The organism is Paralteromonas sediminis, assembly GCF_003820355.1.
In the GTDB taxonomy this organism is placed as follows: Bacteria; Pseudomonadota; Gammaproteobacteria; order Enterobacterales; family Alteromonadaceae; genus Alteromonas_F; species Alteromonas_F sediminis.
This window is the reverse complement of the sequence record NZ_RPOK01000001.1, coordinates 752,441-771,324: the sequence shown is the minus strand read 5'-3', so window position 1 is coordinate 771,324 and position 18,884 is coordinate 752,441. Positions and strand designations below refer to the sequence as shown.

Below are 18,884 nucleotides of genomic sequence, written 5' to 3'. Positions count from 1 at the left end.
GCTAACCAGCCTGCCTCTTAGCGTGTATTTGCGCATCGGCTTTCTGTTTGAGCAGATAGGCCCGGCAAAGCTTGAGCCCTTTAGCAATATGCGCTTCCACGGTTTTAGTCGAAATGTTCAACATTTCCGCAATTTGTGCATGGGATTTACCGTTGAGTTTACGCTGCACAAAAACCTGCCGACAAATCGGGGGAAGGGCATTAATGGCCTCAAGCAATTGTCTTGATTCAGCGTCCTGAATGAGTGACGATTCCATATTTCCACCGTATTCGGTGGCGCTTGTTTCAGTGGCGTGACGGTAGTTTTCTGTCACTTTGTGATGACGCAACTCGCTGATCGCTTTGTTCTTGGCAATAGTGAACAACATTGGCGCAAGCATATTTAGCTTTTCAAAAAAGTCCTGATCACTAGGGTTTTGCTCAGCCAGTTGATAAATTTTGATAATGGCTTCCTGAAAGATATCTTCGGCACGGGCACTATCAACGTAGCCATGCAGGCAATTCATCACCTTTCCCTGGTGCTTCTCCAAAAACTGGCTCAAAGCCTGCTCTTCTGTTGGATCGTAAATACGCTTTTTAACCATATTAACCATTCAGCGTTAAGTTAGGATGATGGGGCTTGCCTTATTAAAAATATTACAAGCACGACAAATTCACAACAAAAAGTCGCTTGAGGCAACGCTGCCAGAACGCGATAGCTTGCCTAAATGGGACGGTAATTGGTTTTCCCTTTTGTAGTAAAAGCGGATACTATCATGCCCCTATCATTTCGGGATTATTATGCTTTTTAGTCACTTACGCACATTGCTATTGTTATTTTTGCTTGTCGCCTTCACCGGACAGGTTCAGGCGTCGGTGGCTATAAAAGTGTGTGACGAACCCGAGCAAACACAAACACAGAATACACAACAAGACCAACAGTATGATGATGAAGGCGAAGCCGCGTGTTGCGATATAGATTGCTGCGATGCGTCTTGTCCTTGCGCCAATGGTCTGTGTTCTGCATTGATGTCAATGCTGCTGCACAGCACCGAGTCTGTTCGGTTTTACGCTAATAGCACGGCTTTCCTTTATTTAACCGATAAAACGCACGCTGTAGCAGGTGTGCATTATCGCCCTCCCATTACGTCTTCAATGGCTTAATGCGCCCAAGCGCACCCTAATAAACCAGAGCGTCGAACGCTGACGCTTGTTTGCAAGGCTTAATAAGCATTGACGAGGTATTACGTGCTTTTCAACAAAAAAACGACACTGGCGTTAGCATTGATGCTACCGCTCATCGGCTATGCTGATGAAAATGACCCCAAACATGACCATGACCACGATCATGATCATCACGCAGAACAAGAAGGTGTAGAAAGAATACAAGTTCGCGCCTCCAGGCTTGGAAAAATATCCACACAATCGGCCACGCGCACCGAAATTATTAATGGCGAAGAAATTCAGGAAAAAGCCATCATGCGACCTGGCAATATTTCCATGTTGGTTGCAGAAACCGGCGGTGTACGGGTACAAAACACCTCCCCGGCACTTGGCAGCGCAAACATCAGACTACAGGGTCTGTTTGGGCGCTACACACAACTGTTAAGTGATGGACTGCCTCTTTATGGCGGTCAGACTGCCTCTATTGGATTATTGCAAATCCCCCCCACTGATTTGGCAAACGTCGAAATTATTAAAGGCTCGGCGTCATCCCTTTATGGCGGTTCCGCATTGGGAGGGGTGATAAACCTGATTTCCAGAACGCCCACCGATGACTTCGAAGGTGAAGTATTGGCAAATATCACATCCAGAAACGGACAAGATGTCACCACGTATCTGGCCAGCCCACTAACCGATAGCGTCAGTGCATCGGTAACGGGCGGACTGCATCATCAGCAACAGCAGGATCTGGACGACGATGGCTGGACAGACATGGCCGGTTATCAGCGCGCCACTTTGCGCCCCCGTTTGTACTGGCAAGGTGAAGAGGGCGCCAATCTCTATGTGACCTTGGGGCTGATGAACGAAGACAGAGAAAGTGGCACCCTGCCCGGTGCCACAGTGCCTGATGGCAATATATTTTTGCAAAATCAGGATTCATTGCGAACCGATGCCGGGTTTATTTTTGATAAGCCTATTTCAGACGTGCTTAACCTGAATATTCGCGGCGCTGCCATGCGCCAGACACATGAGCACCTGTTTGGCGATGTTTTTGACGAAGACAATCACCGCAGCTACTTACTTGAGTCCAGCCTGTCTGGCTATACAGAAAAAACCGCTTGGCTAGTCGGCGTTGCCTATCAGGCTGAAGACTATCGCTCTGATGTTTTTGATGCCTTTAATTACCGGTTTGAGACCCCGGGTCTCTTTTCTCAGCTTGATTATGATGCCACAGATGACATCGCCCTGTCGTTTAGTGCCAGAGCAGACTGGCACAACGTGTACGGTACGCAATTTAGCCCGCGTATTTCCGTGTTGTACAGCCCTGACAATTGGATCATCCGGGGCGCCTACGGTGAGGGATTTTTTGCCCCTAGCCCCTTTATCGAAGATATTGATGATGTGGGTTTATCTAGACTTGCCCCCCTACAAGGTATTGAAGCAGAAAAGGCCGCCACTACCTCGCTCGATATCAGCTACATAGCTGACAGCTATGAGGCCAGTATGACCCTGTTTTCGTCTGATGTAGACAATGTCACCGAGCTGGTAGAGACCCTTGATGCTTCAAGCCCTTACGCCGTCGAAATTATTAATGCAGAATCGCCCACAGAAATCGACGGCATGGAATTGCTGTTACGATATCGCTGGCGCGATTTTAAACTTACCGGGAGCTATTTATATACAGACGCGCCTACCCTTGATTTAACCCCTAGGCACTCAGCCGGTTTTGTGCTCATGTGGGAAGAGCACGGCAGTCATATTGTTGGCTTTGAGGCCTACTACACAGGCACCCAGTCATTGGCAGACAACCCATACCGAGACACCAGCAAACCCTATTGGCATTTGGGACTGTTGGGCCAAATTACCCTGGGTAACGTGAGTTTGTTTGTGAATGCCGAAAACCTGTTAAACGTGCGGCAAACCCGTGAAGACTCATTGTTGCTTTTGCAGCAGGCACCAAGCGGACGCTGGACAACAGATATCTGGTCACGCAATGACGGATTAATTTTTAACGCTGGGATGCGTTATAAATTTTAACCGCAATAACGACATTAAAGAGCCTGTTAGCGTCCTAACAGGCTTTTTAACGATTGCTCTTTTAGACGTTCATCGGTGACGGCCAAATCACCGAGTAACGCTTTGCGCTTTTCCTGTTCCATGGTGCGTCGTTGCGCCTCTTCAATAATTTCCAGTCGCTGTTGTTCTAGTGCTTGCAACTTTTTGTATTTTTGCGCTTTTGACAAGGTTGGGTCATTCTCTACTTCAGCCATTTTCTCTGCGATTTTATCCAGCTTTTGCTTGTCTATGCCTAATCTTGCATACAGCAACAAGGTATTGAGCTCACGGATTTTCTCATTCTCTTTCGATGTCGTGTGTTCGGCTTCTTTGGCCGGTTCTTGTGCCTCAGCAACACTGTGATTACCAAAACTACTCTGCGCTGATTGTGAAAGATTGAAAGCCGATGGCGCTGATGCAGAAAGGGCAGACTCGAAACGTTCATAAAGCGCCAAACGCGCTTTGTGTTGGGGTGTCCAGCCATCAAGACTCACAGCAAATTCCAAACTGCCATGCAAATCCTTGAACAAGCGCTTAATGCCGGCTTCACTCCATTGCTCACCGGGTGACAGAGGCGTTTTACTGGAAACCCCGTCAATATTGATGCCATAGATGGCAGAGTGCAGATGCAGTTCTGCTGTCGCCCTGTCTGCCCAGGTCATTCCTTTTGTCGCTTCTTCCCAGGCATCACTCACCCACTGGGGGGCGTTAGCCGGCGGAAACTGCACATTGCGAGCAACACCTACTTCAACAATACCGTCATTGTTAAGGTCAACAGAGTCTGAATTATCCGGCTGACGAAATAAATTCATCGCGCCTTCTTCGGACACCTGTGAAGCCATTATCGGGTCTGCCAAACTATTCGCTTTTCGAAGTAACTCAAGCTCTTGTGGTGAAAGGCTGTTCAGATGTTGCTTGGCATTATTTTCGCTTTGCTTCATTTGCTGAATAAGCGTCGCAAAGTCAGTGATCTCCTCATCAGAGAGCTGTCTTGCCTGAAGTAGACCTCTCGATTCCGTGCTAAAACTGACCGTATTGATCATATCCCCTTTCCTATTTCGATCGGCATCAATTGAGAGCGGCAAAAAATGGGCGCTGTCTATGCAAAAACATGCCCCAAAAGCCGTCTTATTCATCCCTTTGGTTATTTAAGACCACCAGAACACAAGTATTGTGCCAAGAAAGATAAATTGAGAGGCATAAAAAAAGCCCCTCGCATTTGACCGCGTTGGGGCTTGTATTTGTGCTAACGCTGCTTCCTTCAGCCTCCAATTTCACATTTTGTTCACTTATCTGACGATAAGCTCGCAGAATATTCATCAACAATGAGGTTACTTATGGCACGCTTGGCTACACGTTTATCACCTGTGCTGTGCATTGCAGGATATTTGAGTATTCTTGGAGCAGCACACGCAGACAGCACACTGCAATCACAAATTGAACACGCCGTTTTGCAATTTGAGCAAACCCCTATCCAAAACTGGTCTTATCGGGTTGAGCGCTATGAAAATGAAGAAGGCGACATCACACAATTTACGGAGTTGTATCAGCCGGCGAAGGACGCCGATATGCGCTGGTCGCTGCTGACCATAAACGGTATGACACCCAGTGAAAAGCAGCACTTGCGCTACAAAAAAGATAAAAACAATGCAGATAACCACGGTGTGGCGCTTAAACTACGGGAACTGATCGTCCTAGAATCGCTTCAGCTTCAGTCAGAAACAGCACACACCTATACCGCAAATTTTGACGTAATGCTGGAAAAACTGGGTGAAGACGCCAGTCAACAATTAACAGGACAATTGATTTACGATAAACAAGCGGCATTTATTTCCACTATCGAAATCACCAATGTGGCCCCTTTCTCCCCTGTTATGACGGCAAAGATTGCCGATTTTAAATTAAGTCTTCACTTTAAAAAGGTTGGAGATGCCGTGCTAGCCTCACAGCAAAATATGTCAATGACAGGTACCTTTGCTTTTTTTACAGAAATCAATGAGGTGTCCACTGACACATTTTCACACTATGTGTATGTGGGTGAAACTGCCACGCCTTAAGTTAAGGTAACACGCACAGTAGTGCCGCTATGGCTGGTAACCTGCATGGTCCAGCCTTGGTGCTCACATAGACGTTTGACTATCGACATGCCAAATCCAAACCCCGTACTCTCACTGCCTTTTACCGCAGGCTCAGTGATACGCGTTGATATGGCTTCTTCGATGCCCTGCCCCGTGTCTTTCACGATAAGCGTTCCCTGCGCAAACGACACCACGACTTCGCCACTGTGCGTATATTGAAAAGCATTGCTGATGAGATTGTCTAATAACACACTCAGCATGCCGGCCTGAATAGGTAAACGGGTATTGCAGCTGTCATCAATGACCACGTCTACGTGCTTGCCCGCGAGCAAGGTACTGTGGTTGAGTACTGAGCGTTCCACCAGTGCCATTAATTGGGTGTCTTCTTTTTTCTCAGCGGAATGCGCTTCTCTGGCCAGCATCAATAACGTGTGTACTGTTTTTTCCATTTGCTCAGCAGATTCCTCAATGCGTTTGAGGCCATCGCTATTTGCTACCGACGGACTTGAACTGAGCAGCTCAACAGCATTTTTTATTACTGCCAAAGGCGTTCTCAGTTCATGACTGACATCACGAGTAAAACACTTCTCGCGCTCTAGGGCACTGACCATTCGTTTTAACGACGCTTCGAGCGTATCGGCCAAAATACCCACTTCGTTGTTGGGAAACTTGTCGGCAAATTGCATAGGAATTTGTTCAGGTTCGACGCCATCCACCAAGGCTGCCAGTTGTGTTAACGGCCGCGCTGTTTTTCTGCCGATATACCAAGCAATCACGCAGGCAATCAGTGTGACGAGAGCTGCATAAATGGCTAAAAAGGTAATAATGCCCTCGCGAATAGGTCTGACATACAACTCGTTACTCACCTCTGCCAATAGGTACGTATTTTTGTGCCCTTCAATCTCAAGTATGTGATAGTGCCGATTGTTCTTGCCAGAAAACTCTACGCCCTTGGGATGATCAAGCGCGAGCTGACGAATTTCCTCGGGAAACGTGTTTCTGGAAAAGTGAAGTTGATAGTTGCCACGACTTGGCTGAGGCCACTGGCCAGTGCGTGCGTATTCTGAGGCTAGCTGTTGGGCTTCCTGCTCAATACCTCGCTCTATAAAGCTATCTTCAAGCGCATACATCATCACAATAGAAATCGCGCTGTATACCAGTGAAAGCACGAGGGTAAAGAGGCAAAATTGCAAGACAATTCGCCGACTTAAGCTGTGATAGCGTTTTGTACGTTTACTCATGGGGCGCTACTGTCATGGTCTGCACTCTCAATATCCAGTGTAAAGCCAATGCCAAATACCGTTTTTAAAACGGGACGGGGGAAGGGTTTGTCTAGGGCTGTACGCAGCTGATAGATATGCGATCGCAGGGCATCTGATTCTGTGGGTTCGTCGCCCCACAGCTTGTGTGACAATTCGGACCGACTGACAACCTGAGGATACGCTTCAGCCAGAATGGTCAGTATCTTAAATCCCATGGCGCTAAGCTCTACATGGGTGCCGTCTCTATTAACCGTTTTTAAACGGCGGTCTATCTCAAGCGGGCCAAGTGACAATACGTTTTTGCTTTGCAATAAATGCCGTCTGGATAAAGCCAGACAGCGTACTTCGAGTTCTTGCAGTGAAAACGGTTTGGTCAGGTAATCATCGGCCCCGACGTGAAAGCCCGAGACTTTGTCTTCGATACTGTCTCTTGCGGTAAGCATGATAATAGGAATGTGCCGTTCGGCTCTTTCTCTTAGCTGCCGACATACTTCCAGTCCATCCATTGCAGGCAGATTTAGGTCGAGGATCACCAGATCGTAATATTGCGACAATGCCAGTTGGAGGCCATGATCACCCTTTTCCGCAAAGTCAAACACATGGCCCCGTTGCTCCATGTATTCAGCGATATTGCGTGCAATGTTTTGCTGGTCTTCCACCAGCAAAACGTGCAGAGATTGGGTCATAGTAATGCGCCCTATTGCGTCAGAGTGACTAACATGTCTGACGCAGCTTTAAATGCTGGCTGGTCAGCCAGAATTTCATGTAGTACTAGCGCGGCCGATTGGGAATCACCCAGTGCCTGATGCGCTTTTGCAATTTGCATCTCTAAATTAGGGCTGTTGATGGCCTCTTTTGCCACATTCATCAGCATGAGTGCGTTCCTATAGTCTTGCGCCGTATCAGACTTCATCATGTAATAGTAACCGTACATGCCGACAAGTTTAATATTGTACGCTTCTGCATGGGTAATCAGCGGTTGTATGGCCTTGTATTCACCATTTAGTAACTTAGCCACCAGCCCCATTGTTTTATCGTCAGTGTACTGTTCCACCGGCTGAACCTCAACGCCCAATGATTTTACCAGCTCAAGCGCAACACCAACGGTAGAAGACGGGTTTTGACCTGTAATTAACCGACCATCCACAGCCACATGCGCTAACATGAAACCACTGGACTGGAACTTACCACCGCGCTCAATGAGTTTATCTTCAAGCAAAAAATCGAATTCCTTCATCCATTTCTTGCCAAACATACGTTCTTCTTCGTTGGTAAAACCATTAATTGCTTTATTGGCGATCAGGTAACTACCATCGTTTAACCTGACATTGACCAGTGCCGCCGGGCCATGGCACACGGCAGCTACACTGCCTTGCTGCTGATAGATATCAGTAATCAGCGTTTGCAGTGCTTTATTATTGGGAAAATCAAACATGGCACCTTTGCCCCCCACGACAAATACACCGTCATAGTGAGCAGCTGACAACGTGTGTAATGGCAAGGAGCTGTTCAACTTGGCCATTGCGTGATCATCGGCAATAACTTGGGCGTTAAAAGGCTTCTTCGGGTCGTATTCGTCCGCCACCAAGACGCCACCTTTAGGGCTTGCAATGTCTACAGTAATGCCGTGTTGTTTAAAAACCAGATAAGCTTTGGCGAACTCGTCAAATTCGTATCCTGGGCGCTCCTCGCCCTGTTGCTGCCCATGACTGCTTAACACCATAAGGACATGTTTAGAGGGTTCTGCTACCGCATTGGAAACAGACATAAATACCGCTGTGATAACAAAGATTAATACTTTCATTTTTTTCTCCTTTTGTTGCCCGATATTGTGGCAACTCAGGTGTGAAATGAATGTGAACTATTGTTCTGTCATTAATTCACGAATAGAACTGTTCAGGCTTTTTCTGCTCGCCATTGTGCCAACCGCTGTAACCGATGCCATGATAAGCAGCAAGGTACCTGCCAACCATAAAAAATCAGGTTGGTATGGCAGTGAAAACTGACTTTGATAAATGAGTAGCCCCGCAATATAGGTGCCGGCAATGGCGCCTGTCGCTGCTACCGCCCCGGTGACCAACCACTCAATCAGGTTGAGTTGAAGGCAGGTGGTTTTGGAAAAACCAAAGCTCATAATGATACTGTTTTTCTTTTTTTCAGTACCTTCAACGGCGTGGATGGTTGCCAGTATGACAATAACAGAGAGCAGAATAATCAGTATTGAAAACCCGCTAATCACCTGCGTAACCATGGCCAGCGTGTCGTCAAACCTCGCGGTCATTTCCTGCAGCGACACCATGCGCAATGTGGGGTGACGCTGCCACAGTTCATTGAGTAAACCGAATTGCGTATCGGCCAGCTCTATGCTCGCCATGCTGTAGTGCGGCGCGGAGATGTGATCTAATACGGCCACTGGCATTTGCACCCAAAAGGTAATCGAACCGCCGCCAGCACGGTACACATGACTGGCTGAAATGGTGAAGTCGACGGCGTGTTGACCAATATAAAACGTTAGTGTGTCGCCAACATCTAAACCCAAATCCAACATGACTTCTTGTTCTACTGAAATCTGTTGCCAGTCAGCGTCCGGCTGTTGCCACCAGGCACCACTCACCACGCGGTTGTTTGCAGGGACATCATCTGTCCAATGCAGGCGTATTTCACGCGCCATGGTGCTCATGCTTTCACTAGGTTGTGTGGCATAGTCTGACAAGTGTTGACCATTTACCCTGATAAGTTTGGCATAGGTGAAAGGCTTTTGCTGACGCACCTCAGCGCCATGATTTTCCGCCCACTGCTTAACATCTTGCATTTGTTCGGCCGTGGCTTGCGTGACCAGCAGATTACCATTTTGCTCTCGCTGATAAGCAGACAAGGTATCGCCAAGATCCTTCATCAGCATCAGAGTAAAAAGCAGTAAAAATGCACACAAACCCACTCCCAGTATTTGTGTACTTTTATTAACCAGGCGCTGCTTCATCATAAACATCACGAAAGGGAACAGGCCCGACAGTCTTTTAGTGGCCTTTTCTGCTACCGTCAGTGCCCCCCAGCTAATGGCAATAATCATAACAATACTGATCAGTAGTGCGGCAAGTACCATAGTCGTTAATAACCCGTTATCGGAATAAGACATAGCCACCACTGCCATTACCGCAATGGCACATATCAAGGTAACGCCGTAGCTGACTTTACCCTGGGTATTGTTAACCAGCTGCGTCACTGAACTGTGTTTCAATCCTATCCACACAGGTGCCTGAAAGAGTAAAAAAATAAGCGTAATCGATAACAATGATGAAATGCCTAGCCCCATATTCCAGTGCCAGGAGATAGCCGTAAAAGTGCTACTTAACCAGTCGACTAACAACCAGTGACAACCTGCGGAAAATGCAAGTACTGGCGGCATAAGGAATAACATGTTCAACGCCCATTTACACAACGACACCTGAAGACCGGCATATTTTGATGCGCCCAGGCTCATGCAAACGGCAGTGAAGTATTGCTCTTTTTGAATGTGAATATGGGTAAGCTTTTCAATGGCAATGGCTGCCATAAAAAACAAAATTATTGAGGTCAATCCGAGAAAATTCTCTGTTCTTTTCCAAAACAGGGCCAATGGATGGGCGCCTGTTTTGTGAAATACCTGTGCCGCCGGCAAGTGCGTTTTTTGCCACGCCAGCACCTGTTTTATTTGTGAATTGCTGGCTTCAAACAAGTACCTGTGTGTCAGTAACTCGCTGGAAAAATTAAGCATTTCAAGCTGTGACAGACTGACCATAGCGCGCATATCGACATTATGTCCTTCCATCAGTCGATCGGGTTCATGCAGGAGTACTTTGGTCACAATAAGGGGCGTACCCGCTAGGATGAGCGTGTCACCGACGTTTAACCCAAGCCCTGCCAGCAGTCTGGCTTCCAACCATATTTCACCATTTTCTGGGCCTGAAAGCGTTACCCGTCCTGTATCATTCAACGCATTAGCTGTCAGTAACTCGCCTTGCATCGGATAGTGATGACCCACTGCTTTTAGCTGGGCTCGCTGCCACTGACCATTGTGCGTGAGTGTGGTAATCACACTTTTTGTAATGGCACGTTTTTGGGTCAGTGCATCCAGAGCTGATGTCTGGCTATCATTCAATGCACTTTGCTGACTCAGCACAATATCTGCACCTAGCAGGTTGGCCAAATTATCCGCAAGATAAGCTTGAATCGTATGGCTGGTCTGACTAAGGGTTACGATGAATACCATTAACAACGCCTGCGTCCACCTGAGATAGCGATAGTGTGCTTGGGTGCGCTCTTGCGTGAAAAAGTGCCAGGCTAAGGCCAGATTATTTCTCAACATGGCAGGCTCCATTGGCTAACCGAAAGACATGTTCGGCGCGAGCGGCAAGTGCATCACTATGTGTTACCAGTACCAGGCCTGCGCCATTTTCTTTGCAGCAGGAAAATAAAATATCTGCTACGTCGGCCGCACTCTTTGCATCCAGATTACCGGTAGGTTCGTCCGCAAAAATAAAGCCTGGTTCAAACACTAAGGCGCGGGCAATGGCTACCCGTTGTTGCTCCCCACCACTCAGCTGTTTGGGTTTGTGTGTGAGTCTGTGACCTAAGCCAACTTTTGCAAGCCAGCTTTTTGCTTTTGCTTCAGCATCCTTAACACCTCGTAGTTTCAGCGGTAAGGCAACATTAGCCAGCGCACTGAGCTCTGGTAATAAGTGGAACTGCTGAAAAATAAAGCCAATGTGCTCCCTAACATCCTGCATCCCAGTATGTTGCCCCTCAAAGCTAGCCGATACCCTACCCTGGCTTGGCTGCTCCAACCCAGACATCAACATGAGTAAACTTGATTTGCCAGCACCTGATGGCCCAGTAATGGCATAGGCACTGCCGCGGGAAAGAAGCAGGTTTAAGTCATTAAACAGCAGAACTTCTTCTTCATTCATTACGAATGAATGGGCAACCTCATGTAATTCTATGTGGCTGATGTATTTTGCATCCATTTTCATGGCTCGTGTTGATTAACATGAGCGCAGAATAGGATGTGACGTGTGAAAGTATTGTGAAACGTTCTTAAACCTTGGGGCCTACCACACTGGATAGCACCCCGGTTACTAAAAACACTAAGCCAGCCAGGCCAATTTCTAATCCAATAGAACGCGATAATACAGCACGGCTATCCGTATGTGATAGCGCAGGTACTAAACTCAGCTTATGCCGTGCAGCCAGACTTAACATGCCACCAACCAGCAGAAGTTTACACAAGAGTACCTGCCCATAAGGGGAAAACAGTAACGCTTCAATATTACCGATCAGCCGATAGGCCAACATCCCCCCTGCACCGAACAGCAGACATAACATAACACTGGCTTGTCGACCAAAACGCTGCATGGTGAGCTGCAATTGTTGAACAGATTGAGTATTACATGCTGCTTTTAGCGGGAATAAAGCACCCATCCACCAAGCCATTACAAGAGCATGCAGGCCCAGTAACACTTTTTCTGACCATCCCAGACTGGCACTGTGGCCGGTTAGGGTAAATGAATACAAGAGCACCAGTATGCAGGCTATAACTATAGGTTGACGAAGGAGAAGTAACGTACGTTGTGACTGTGTTAGGTAAAGTGCCAGTAGCGCAAACAGCCAAGACACACTGCGCAATAGGGTGACATCACCACTTGCTGACGCCCACATCATGCTTACATAGTCAGCATCAACGGCCCCGGCAATCCCCATTTCTGCCATAGCACCTACCTGCGCAAAAAAGCCAATAGGTGTGACCAATAGCGTCAGCAGTACCACACGCCTTGCGTACTTCATGTTTTTTACCCACTTCTGGAAGCAGGCATAGCCGACCAAAGTCGCCATGCCCGAATAGGTCAAGACCTTGCACATCACAATTAGTGCGTTCCAGCTGAAGACTTCCACGGCTTCCATCTGCTTTCTTAATGCACCATAAAGCCAAACTCGCTTTTCATCTTATGACCGTCTTCACCAAAATAAATCACCTGAACCTGGTAAGTATCAGGCTTAAGGGCTGGTAACGCCCAGCTAAATACCGTGCTGGCCTCTTTTGTCGGTTTGAAACCTATGTCGACCTTATCGCCTGAAGATGTCGTGATTGTTACTTTAGCCATCCGCGATGCTCCACTCAATGTCAGGGACAAGTGTTCAGGCGGTGTCATTAACATGGCGTCTTTTTTAGGCGTGCTCTCGACGATGCTGACATGGGCGAATGCCGTTGAACTAAACAAGATAATACTTGCGACTATCATAACTAGAAGGTGTTTCATGACGGTTTTCTCACTTATTGTGTTTGCTTTGGCTTGCGCCACAAAAAATAGACAGCGGGTAAAATGATGAGTGTTAGTATCAGCGCACTCACCATACCGCCCACCATAGGGGCGGCTATGCGGCTCATCACTTCTGACCCGGTTCCTGTACCATACATCACGGGCATCAGGCCAAAAATAATGGTGGTTGATGTCATCATTACGGGCCGAATACGCATTTCTGAACCTTGCATCACAGCTTGTTTAAGCTCATCTACACTAAAGCCTTTTTTAAGCGCATTAAACTTAACGTCCAGATAGGCTAGCATTATGATGCCGATTTCCACGGCCACGCCAGCCAGCGCAATAAAACCTACCCCCACAGCCACAGAAAAATTGAAGTTCTCCAAGTACATTAGCCAAATACCTCCAATAAGGGCGAATGGCAAGGTACCTATAATCATGGCGACCTGAGGAAAGCTTCTAAAGCTGGCATAGAGTAATATGATAATGATGGCCAGTGTCAGTGGCACGACATACGTCAATTTAGCCTTTGCTCGCTCCATGTATTCAAACTGACCACTCCAGTTCAGCGAATAGCCAGGCGGTAGCTCAATCTGCGCCGCGACAATGTCCCGCGCTTTAATGACATACTGACCTACATCGATATTTTCAATATCCACATAAACCCATCCATTAGGGCGGGCATTTTCACTCTTGATACCCGGAGGACTGTCCTGAATGCTTATCTCTGTGATATCGCCCAGCATAATATGCGCCCCAGAAGGAGTAACAAAGGGCAGACGTTCCAACTGTTCAGGCGAATTACGGTAAGCTTGCGGGAATCTTACTTGTACAGGGTAACGCTCTAACCCCTCGACACTGGTTGTTAAGTTCATTCCTCCCACTGCGCTGGCAATAAACGCCTGCACATCGGCAATATTCAGGCCGTACCTCGCGGCACTTTGCCTATTTATGTCGATAGTAATGTATCTTCCACCTGCCACTCGCTCAGCATACACAGAGGCTGTTCCCTCTACCTCACCAAGTACGCGTTCTAGTTCTTGTCCGATACGCTGAATAACCGCCAAGTCTGGCCCGCCAATCTTGATGCCCACTGGCGTTTTAATGCCTGTTGCCAGCATATCTATACGCGTTTTAATGGGCATAACCCAGGCATTTGTCAGGCCAGGAAACTGCACTAACGCATCAAATTCATTGATCAGGTCTTGCGTACTCACGCCTTCCCGCCATTGTGATTTTGGCTTTAACTGAATGAAGGTTTCGAGCATGGTGAGTGGCGCCGGATCGGTGGCTGTGTCAGCCCGACCTACCTTTCCAAACACAGACTCCACTTCTGGCACGGTTTTAATGAGTTTATTGGTTTGCTGAAGAATATCTCTCGCTTCACCAATAGACACCGCGGCATAGGTGGTTGGCATGTACATTAAATCCCCTTCATCCAAAGGTGGAATAAATTCGCTGCCTATTTTGTTCACTGGCCACAAGCCAATGACCATGATGCCTGCTGCGACTAACATGGTGAGCTTGGGAAAACGCAACACGCACTTCAACACCGGGCGATACAGGGCAATGAGCATACGATTAATGGGATTTTTGTGTTCGGGTACGATTTTCCCTCTAACAAAATACCCCATCAAAACGGGTACTAACGTTATCGCAAGAATAGCTGCCGCGGCCATGGCATAGGTTTTTGTGTATGCCAGGGGGCTGAACATTCTGCCTTCCTGTGCTTCCAGGGTAAACACCGGCAGAAAGCTGACAGTAATAATAAGCAAACTGAAAAACAGTGCCGGGCCCACCTCACTGGCAGATTTTGCCACGATCTCCCATCGGTTCTCTCGTGTAATTTGTGTGTTTTCCATATGCTTATGCATGTTTTCAACCAACACAATGGCACCGTCAATCATAGCTCCAATGGCGATGGCAATACCGCCCAGCGACATGATATTGGCATTGATCCCCTGAATATGCATCACTACGAATGCGCCCAAAATGCCAATAGGTAAACTGACAATAGCCACTAATGACGAGCGCAAATGAAATAGGAAGAGTGCGCAAATCACTGCCACAACAGTAAATTCAGCCAGCAGCTTTTGGGTTAAATTGTCCACTGAACGTTCGATAAGCGCGGAACGGTCATAGACGGGCACTATCTCAACCCCAGCCGGCAAACTGGCCTTGAGATCCTCAAGTTTGGCTTTCACTCCGTCAATGGTGGCCTGGGCGTTTTCACCATACCGCATAACAACGATGCCACCGACAGATTCACCCTCACCATTTAAGTCTGCCACGCCGCGTCGCATTTGCGGGCCAACTTTGACCTCGGCGATATCACCAATCAGAATGGGGACGGCATCATTGCTGTCACCAGCACGCAAGCCAACAGGGATAGACTTAATATCGTCAATATCGCTGATATAGCCGGTAGAGCGTATCATGTACTCTGCTTCAGCCATCTCTACCACAGAAGCGCCCGTTTCCTGATTGCCGCGCTGTACCGCCAGTTGAACGTGGGCAAGCGGGATATTTAGCGCCTGCAGTTTAAGCGGATCCACCATGATTTGATATTGTTTTACCATACCGCCCACGGTGGCCACTTCAGATACCCCGGGCACCGTTTGCAGCTCATACTTTAGAAACCAATCCTGCAAACTGCGTAATTCACTCAAGTCATGCTGCCCGCTGGTATCGGTCAGTGCATACATATAAACCCAACCCACACCAGTCGCATCGGGCCCCAGTTGAGGCTTCGCCGATGCTGGCAGCGTAGGTGCAACCTGAGACAGGTATTCCAGCACTCGACTGCGGGCCCAGTAAATATCTGTATTGTCGTCAAAGATTATGTATATATAAGAATCGCCGAAAAAGGAGAACCCCCTTACGGTTTTAGCACCTGGCACCGACAAGAGTGCCGTTGTCAGTGGATAGGTAACCTGATCTTCCACCACCTGTGGCGCCTGACCGGGATAGGATGTTTTTACAATGACTTGTACATCGCTTAAATCCGGAATGGCATCTACAGGCGTGTTCTTCACCGAATAGGCGCCTACACCAATCAGCATAAGCGTGGCCAGCAGAACAAAAAAGCGGTTGTGAATTGACCAGTGAATTATCGCATTGATCATTCGTGGTCTCCTTGCATATCACCCATCACATGCAGGGTTTTCACCTGAAACATACCACTGGGTTCACGGATGATTTCTACATGGACCTGCGCATCTATCACGAAGTCGTTGATGTTAATGTCCTCGGCCACGGTGAAATCCATGGTCATGCCCATCATGTCAAAAGCATCTAAATAACCATGTGTTAATGTGACTTTGCGTGCCTGTACATCGACGTCGTTTACTGTGGCCTGGGTCCATGCACTGACATCACTGCCGACGTCTTCCTGCTCAGGGGCCATACGCATAAAGTCGGAACTAATACTGCTTTCAGAATCAATAAGGAACTGTGCAGATATGACTATTTTGTCGCCCTGTGATAAGCCGTCTAACACTTCAATGCTATCGCCAAAAGTGCGTCCAAGCTCGACATTGATTGATTTGTATTTGCCTTCTTCAAGCGCCAGCACCACCCGTTCGGACGTCCCTGTGCGTATCACTGCCTGACTGGGCACCACCACAATAGGTTGCTCGGGTTGCACGGTCATATGTACCTGGGTGTACATACCCGGTCTGAGAATGTTCTCATGCGTATTACTACTTTGATCAACGACAAAACGCGCTTGTAATGTGCGCGTTGTCGCACTTAGCGCGGGATAGAGATAATCCAGGCTCGCGTCAAAAGTATGTCCGGGTAAATCATTGCTGCTTATCCTAGCTGGTTTCCCAGATTTAAGACCGATAGCATCCCGTGGGAAAATGTCAGCAAGTACCCATACACGCTCCAAAGACGCTATGGATAACATGGTCATACTGGGTTTTACGTAAAAGCCTTGTTGCACGTTGAGTTCTTTAATGACCCCACTTTGCGGTGCCACGAAAGTTACCTTATGTGCCACTTTTCGGGCGCGCTCTAGTTGCGTAATGAGGGTGTCAGGCACAGACAAGGCGTTCAAACGCATTCGGGCTGCATTTATCAGTGACGGATTATTTTGCTTTAGCGCTATAACAAATTCTTCCTGCGCATTAACCAGTTCAGGTGAGTAAAGTGAATACAATGGGGCGCCTTTTTCGACATAGTCCCCTATTGCTCTTACGTTAAGTACTTCAACCCAGCCTTCTATTCTTGGATGCACGTGCTCAATAGCATCTTCAGCAAACTGAACCTGCCCCACGGCGCGCACTGTTTGTGTAGGCTTGACGCGTTCTACTTGCGCGGTTTTCACTCCTAGGTTTTGCACCGTTACAGGATCGATAGAGACAGTACCCGGAGAGTCTCCCGCCACATCATCTGCGTATACCGGCACTAAATCCATTCCCATCGGTGACTTACCGGGTTTATCCCGTTTAAAGTTGGGATCCATGGGCGCTACCCAATATAAAGGCGCTTCTTCGCCGCCTTTGTCCCCACTGGCTGCATTTTCCATGTCGTGACCTTGTGGTGACATGAAAAAGGCATAGGCCAAGGCGCCAATGACACTACCCGCCACCAGGCCGATAATAAGATGACGGAATTGTGATTTTGTTGAATCAGCCATGATGCGACACTCCTGATGTTGAGGAAAATGAAGGGTGAGACGACAGATAATACTCAATAGCCGCAAGCGCTTTGCGTTTGCTCACCTCAATGTTTACGGCAGTAACGCTGGCATCCAGCTCAGCAATACGCGCTCGCACGACTTCGGCAAAATCACCCGTGTCGTTGGTGTAGGCATTTAGCGCAGCCTCAGCCTGTTGAGACATTTGCGGCAATATCTGTTGCTTGTAGATCACCAAACGCTCTGATGCGCCGCGATATTGCGTGAGATTACTTTTAAGCCCAGCGATCAGTTCACGCAACAACAACCGCTTTTGGGTTTTACTGGCTTCCATTTGCGCAATGGTGCTACTTACTTGTGCATCTTGTCGGCTGGTTGAAAATAAAGGAACAGAAACACTCATGCCTACTGAGAAAAAATCTGCACGAGAATCATCGCGCAATGCATAGCTGGCATTCACACCAAATTGAGGTTTATATGCTTGCTCTGCTATCTCAATTCCCATGCTCTCGGCACGAATTTTCTGATTGGTTGCAACCACAAGGGGATGTGTATTAAGCAGCATTAACAGGCTATTGTCATCTGCGTCCATAAGTGCCGAAAGCGTGGCATTCATAGACTCATTTACATGGGCCTGTTCACTGGGTAACGCCCCAACAGAAGAAAATATGGTCGCCTGATGACGGTCTGAACCATACAAGTATTGCGTAAGCTTATGCAACGCCGCCTGCTGGGCGGTAGATAAGCTTACAAGCCGGTCCTGAAGGCGAACCAGTTCTAGCTCTGCGCGAATAATGTCTTGTTGTTTGGTACTCCCTACCGAAGAAGCGTAGCTAGCACTTACAATTTCGCCTAACTTATCAAACAGGGGTTTGGCTTGATTTACCAATGCATGGCTAGCTTGGCTTTGGTATGCATCCAGCCACAGCAATGAGGCTTGCCACTTCACTTTATGCCGTCTATCGTCACGCATAAAAGGCTGAATAGCGGCAGCTTGTTCATACTGTGCCCCTTGCAACGAAAGGGTATCGCCACGAGGAAACATTTGTGATGCTCCCACCTTTAACTGGGTCATGGGCTCTTGGTCAAAAGCAAAGCTATCTGTTGGAACATTCATCAGTCCTAGGCTAAAAGTAGGATCAGGGAGCGCAGTAGCACCTGAGCTCAGCGCGATGAGGCGCTGCTCTTCTTGCTGACTTTTCACCAGCCAGTCGTCACTACTTTGCGCAAGATGAACAGCCTGCGCAAGGCTGAGTGATTGTGGCGTTTCACTGGCTTTGGCGATGCTAAACCCAAACAGGCTAATTGCGACAACCATGGCTGTCGCACCCGTTTCCATCGCGGCCTTTTTTATAGAGCACAGGCTTGCTCGCTTCAAATTTGTCTTTCTCATCGTTGTTCTCAATCAC

At 47.9% G+C, this 18,884-nt stretch carries 15 protein-coding genes; 3 read left to right on the top strand and 12 right to left on the bottom strand.

The genetic code is table 11. The features are described from left to right. Window position 1 precedes the first annotated feature (1 nt). Window positions 2-583 (bottom strand): RNA polymerase sigma factor, encoded by a 582-nt coding sequence (locus DRW07_RS03510; RefSeq protein WP_165870386.1) that lies wholly within the window; start codon window positions 581-583, stop codon window positions 2-4. A 196-nt stretch (window positions 584-779) separates the two neighbouring features. Here DRW07_RS03510 and DRW07_RS03505 point away from each other — a divergent pair, with 196 nt between their 5' ends. Next, window positions 780-1,142, top strand: a complete 363-nt coding sequence (locus tag DRW07_RS03505; protein WP_124026484.1) for a hypothetical protein — start codon at window positions 780-782, stop codon at window positions 1,140-1,142. Between the two features lie 123 nt (window positions 1,143-1,265). Then, window positions 1,266-3,179 carry a TonB-dependent receptor plug domain-containing protein gene (locus tag DRW07_RS03500; RefSeq protein ID WP_124026841.1) on the top strand — a complete coding sequence of 638 codons (1,914 nt, stop codon included), beginning with the start codon at window positions 1,266-1,268 and terminating at the stop codon, window positions 3,177-3,179. Between the two features lie 26 nt (window positions 3,180-3,205). Here DRW07_RS03500 and DRW07_RS03495 read toward each other — a convergent pair whose 3' ends face one another. Next, the gene (locus DRW07_RS03495) at window positions 3,206-4,240 is read right to left on the bottom strand and encodes a hypothetical protein (RefSeq protein ID WP_124026483.1); all 1,035 of its coding nucleotides are present in this window, start codon (window positions 4,238-4,240) and stop codon (window positions 3,206-3,208) included. A 294-nt stretch (window positions 4,241-4,534) separates the two neighbouring features. Between DRW07_RS03495 and DRW07_RS03490 the strand changes: the two genes are divergently transcribed. After that, the gene (locus DRW07_RS03490) at window positions 4,535-5,254 is read left to right on the top strand and encodes a hypothetical protein (protein ID WP_124026482.1); all 720 of its coding nucleotides are present in this window, start codon (window positions 4,535-4,537) and stop codon (window positions 5,252-5,254) included. Here the strand turns inward: DRW07_RS03490 and DRW07_RS03485 are convergent. The 10 genes from DRW07_RS03485 to DRW07_RS03440 all read right to left on the bottom strand — a co-directional run bounded on the left by DRW07_RS03485 (window position 5,251) and on the right by DRW07_RS03440 (window position 18,868). Continuing rightward, the gene (locus DRW07_RS03485) at window positions 5,251-6,516 is read right to left on the bottom strand and encodes a sensor histidine kinase (RefSeq protein ID WP_124026481.1); all 1,266 of its coding nucleotides are present in this window, start codon (window positions 6,514-6,516) and stop codon (window positions 5,251-5,253) included. The genes DRW07_RS03490 and DRW07_RS03485 overlap by 4 nt on opposite strands. After that, entirely contained in the window at window positions 6,513-7,223 is a 711-nt protein-coding gene (locus DRW07_RS03480; RefSeq protein ID WP_124026480.1) for a response regulator transcription factor, read from the bottom strand. Before DRW07_RS03480 ends, DRW07_RS03485 begins: the two co-directional genes overlap by 4 nt. An 11-nt stretch (window positions 7,224-7,234) precedes the next feature. After that, a complete protein-coding gene (locus tag DRW07_RS03475) occupies window positions 7,235-8,341 on the bottom strand; it encodes a type 1 glutamine amidotransferase domain-containing protein (RefSeq protein WP_124026479.1) in 1,107 nt (368 codons plus the stop codon). 57 nt (window positions 8,342-8,398) lie between these two features. Further along, window positions 8,399-10,882 carry an ABC transporter permease gene (locus DRW07_RS03470; protein ID WP_124026478.1) on the bottom strand — a complete coding sequence of 828 codons (2,484 nt, stop codon included), beginning with the start codon at window positions 10,880-10,882 and terminating at the stop codon, window positions 8,399-8,401. Next, window positions 10,869-11,546 (bottom strand): ABC transporter ATP-binding protein, encoded by a 678-nt coding sequence (locus DRW07_RS03465; RefSeq protein WP_240630491.1) that lies wholly within the window; start codon window positions 11,544-11,546, stop codon window positions 10,869-10,871. Before DRW07_RS03465 ends, DRW07_RS03470 begins: the two co-directional genes overlap by 14 nt. 64 nt (window positions 11,547-11,610) lie before the next feature. Next, window positions 11,611-12,474, bottom strand: a complete 864-nt coding sequence (locus DRW07_RS03460; protein ID WP_240630490.1) for a copper resistance D family protein — start codon at window positions 12,472-12,474, stop codon at window positions 11,611-11,613. An 8-nt stretch (window positions 12,475-12,482) separates the two neighbouring features. Beyond that, window positions 12,483-12,830 carry a copper resistance CopC family protein gene (locus DRW07_RS03455; protein ID WP_124026476.1) on the bottom strand — a complete coding sequence of 116 codons (348 nt, stop codon included), beginning with the start codon at window positions 12,828-12,830 and terminating at the stop codon, window positions 12,483-12,485. A gap of 14 nt (window positions 12,831-12,844) precedes the next feature. Beyond that, window positions 12,845-15,958: an efflux RND transporter permease subunit gene (locus DRW07_RS03450; protein ID WP_124026475.1), complete on the bottom strand. Its 3,114-nt coding sequence runs from the start codon at window positions 15,956-15,958 to the stop codon at window positions 12,845-12,847. Continuing rightward, window positions 15,955-17,475 carry an efflux RND transporter periplasmic adaptor subunit gene (locus DRW07_RS03445; RefSeq protein WP_124026474.1) on the bottom strand — a complete coding sequence of 507 codons (1,521 nt, stop codon included), beginning with the start codon at window positions 17,473-17,475 and terminating at the stop codon, window positions 15,955-15,957. The genes DRW07_RS03450 and DRW07_RS03445 overlap by 4 nt, the downstream gene beginning before the upstream one ends. After that, window positions 17,468-18,868 (bottom strand): TolC family protein, encoded by a 1,401-nt coding sequence (locus DRW07_RS03440; RefSeq protein WP_124026473.1) that lies wholly within the window; start codon window positions 18,866-18,868, stop codon window positions 17,468-17,470. Before DRW07_RS03440 ends, DRW07_RS03445 begins: the two co-directional genes overlap by 8 nt. Between the last annotated feature and the right edge of the window lie 16 nt (window positions 18,869-18,884).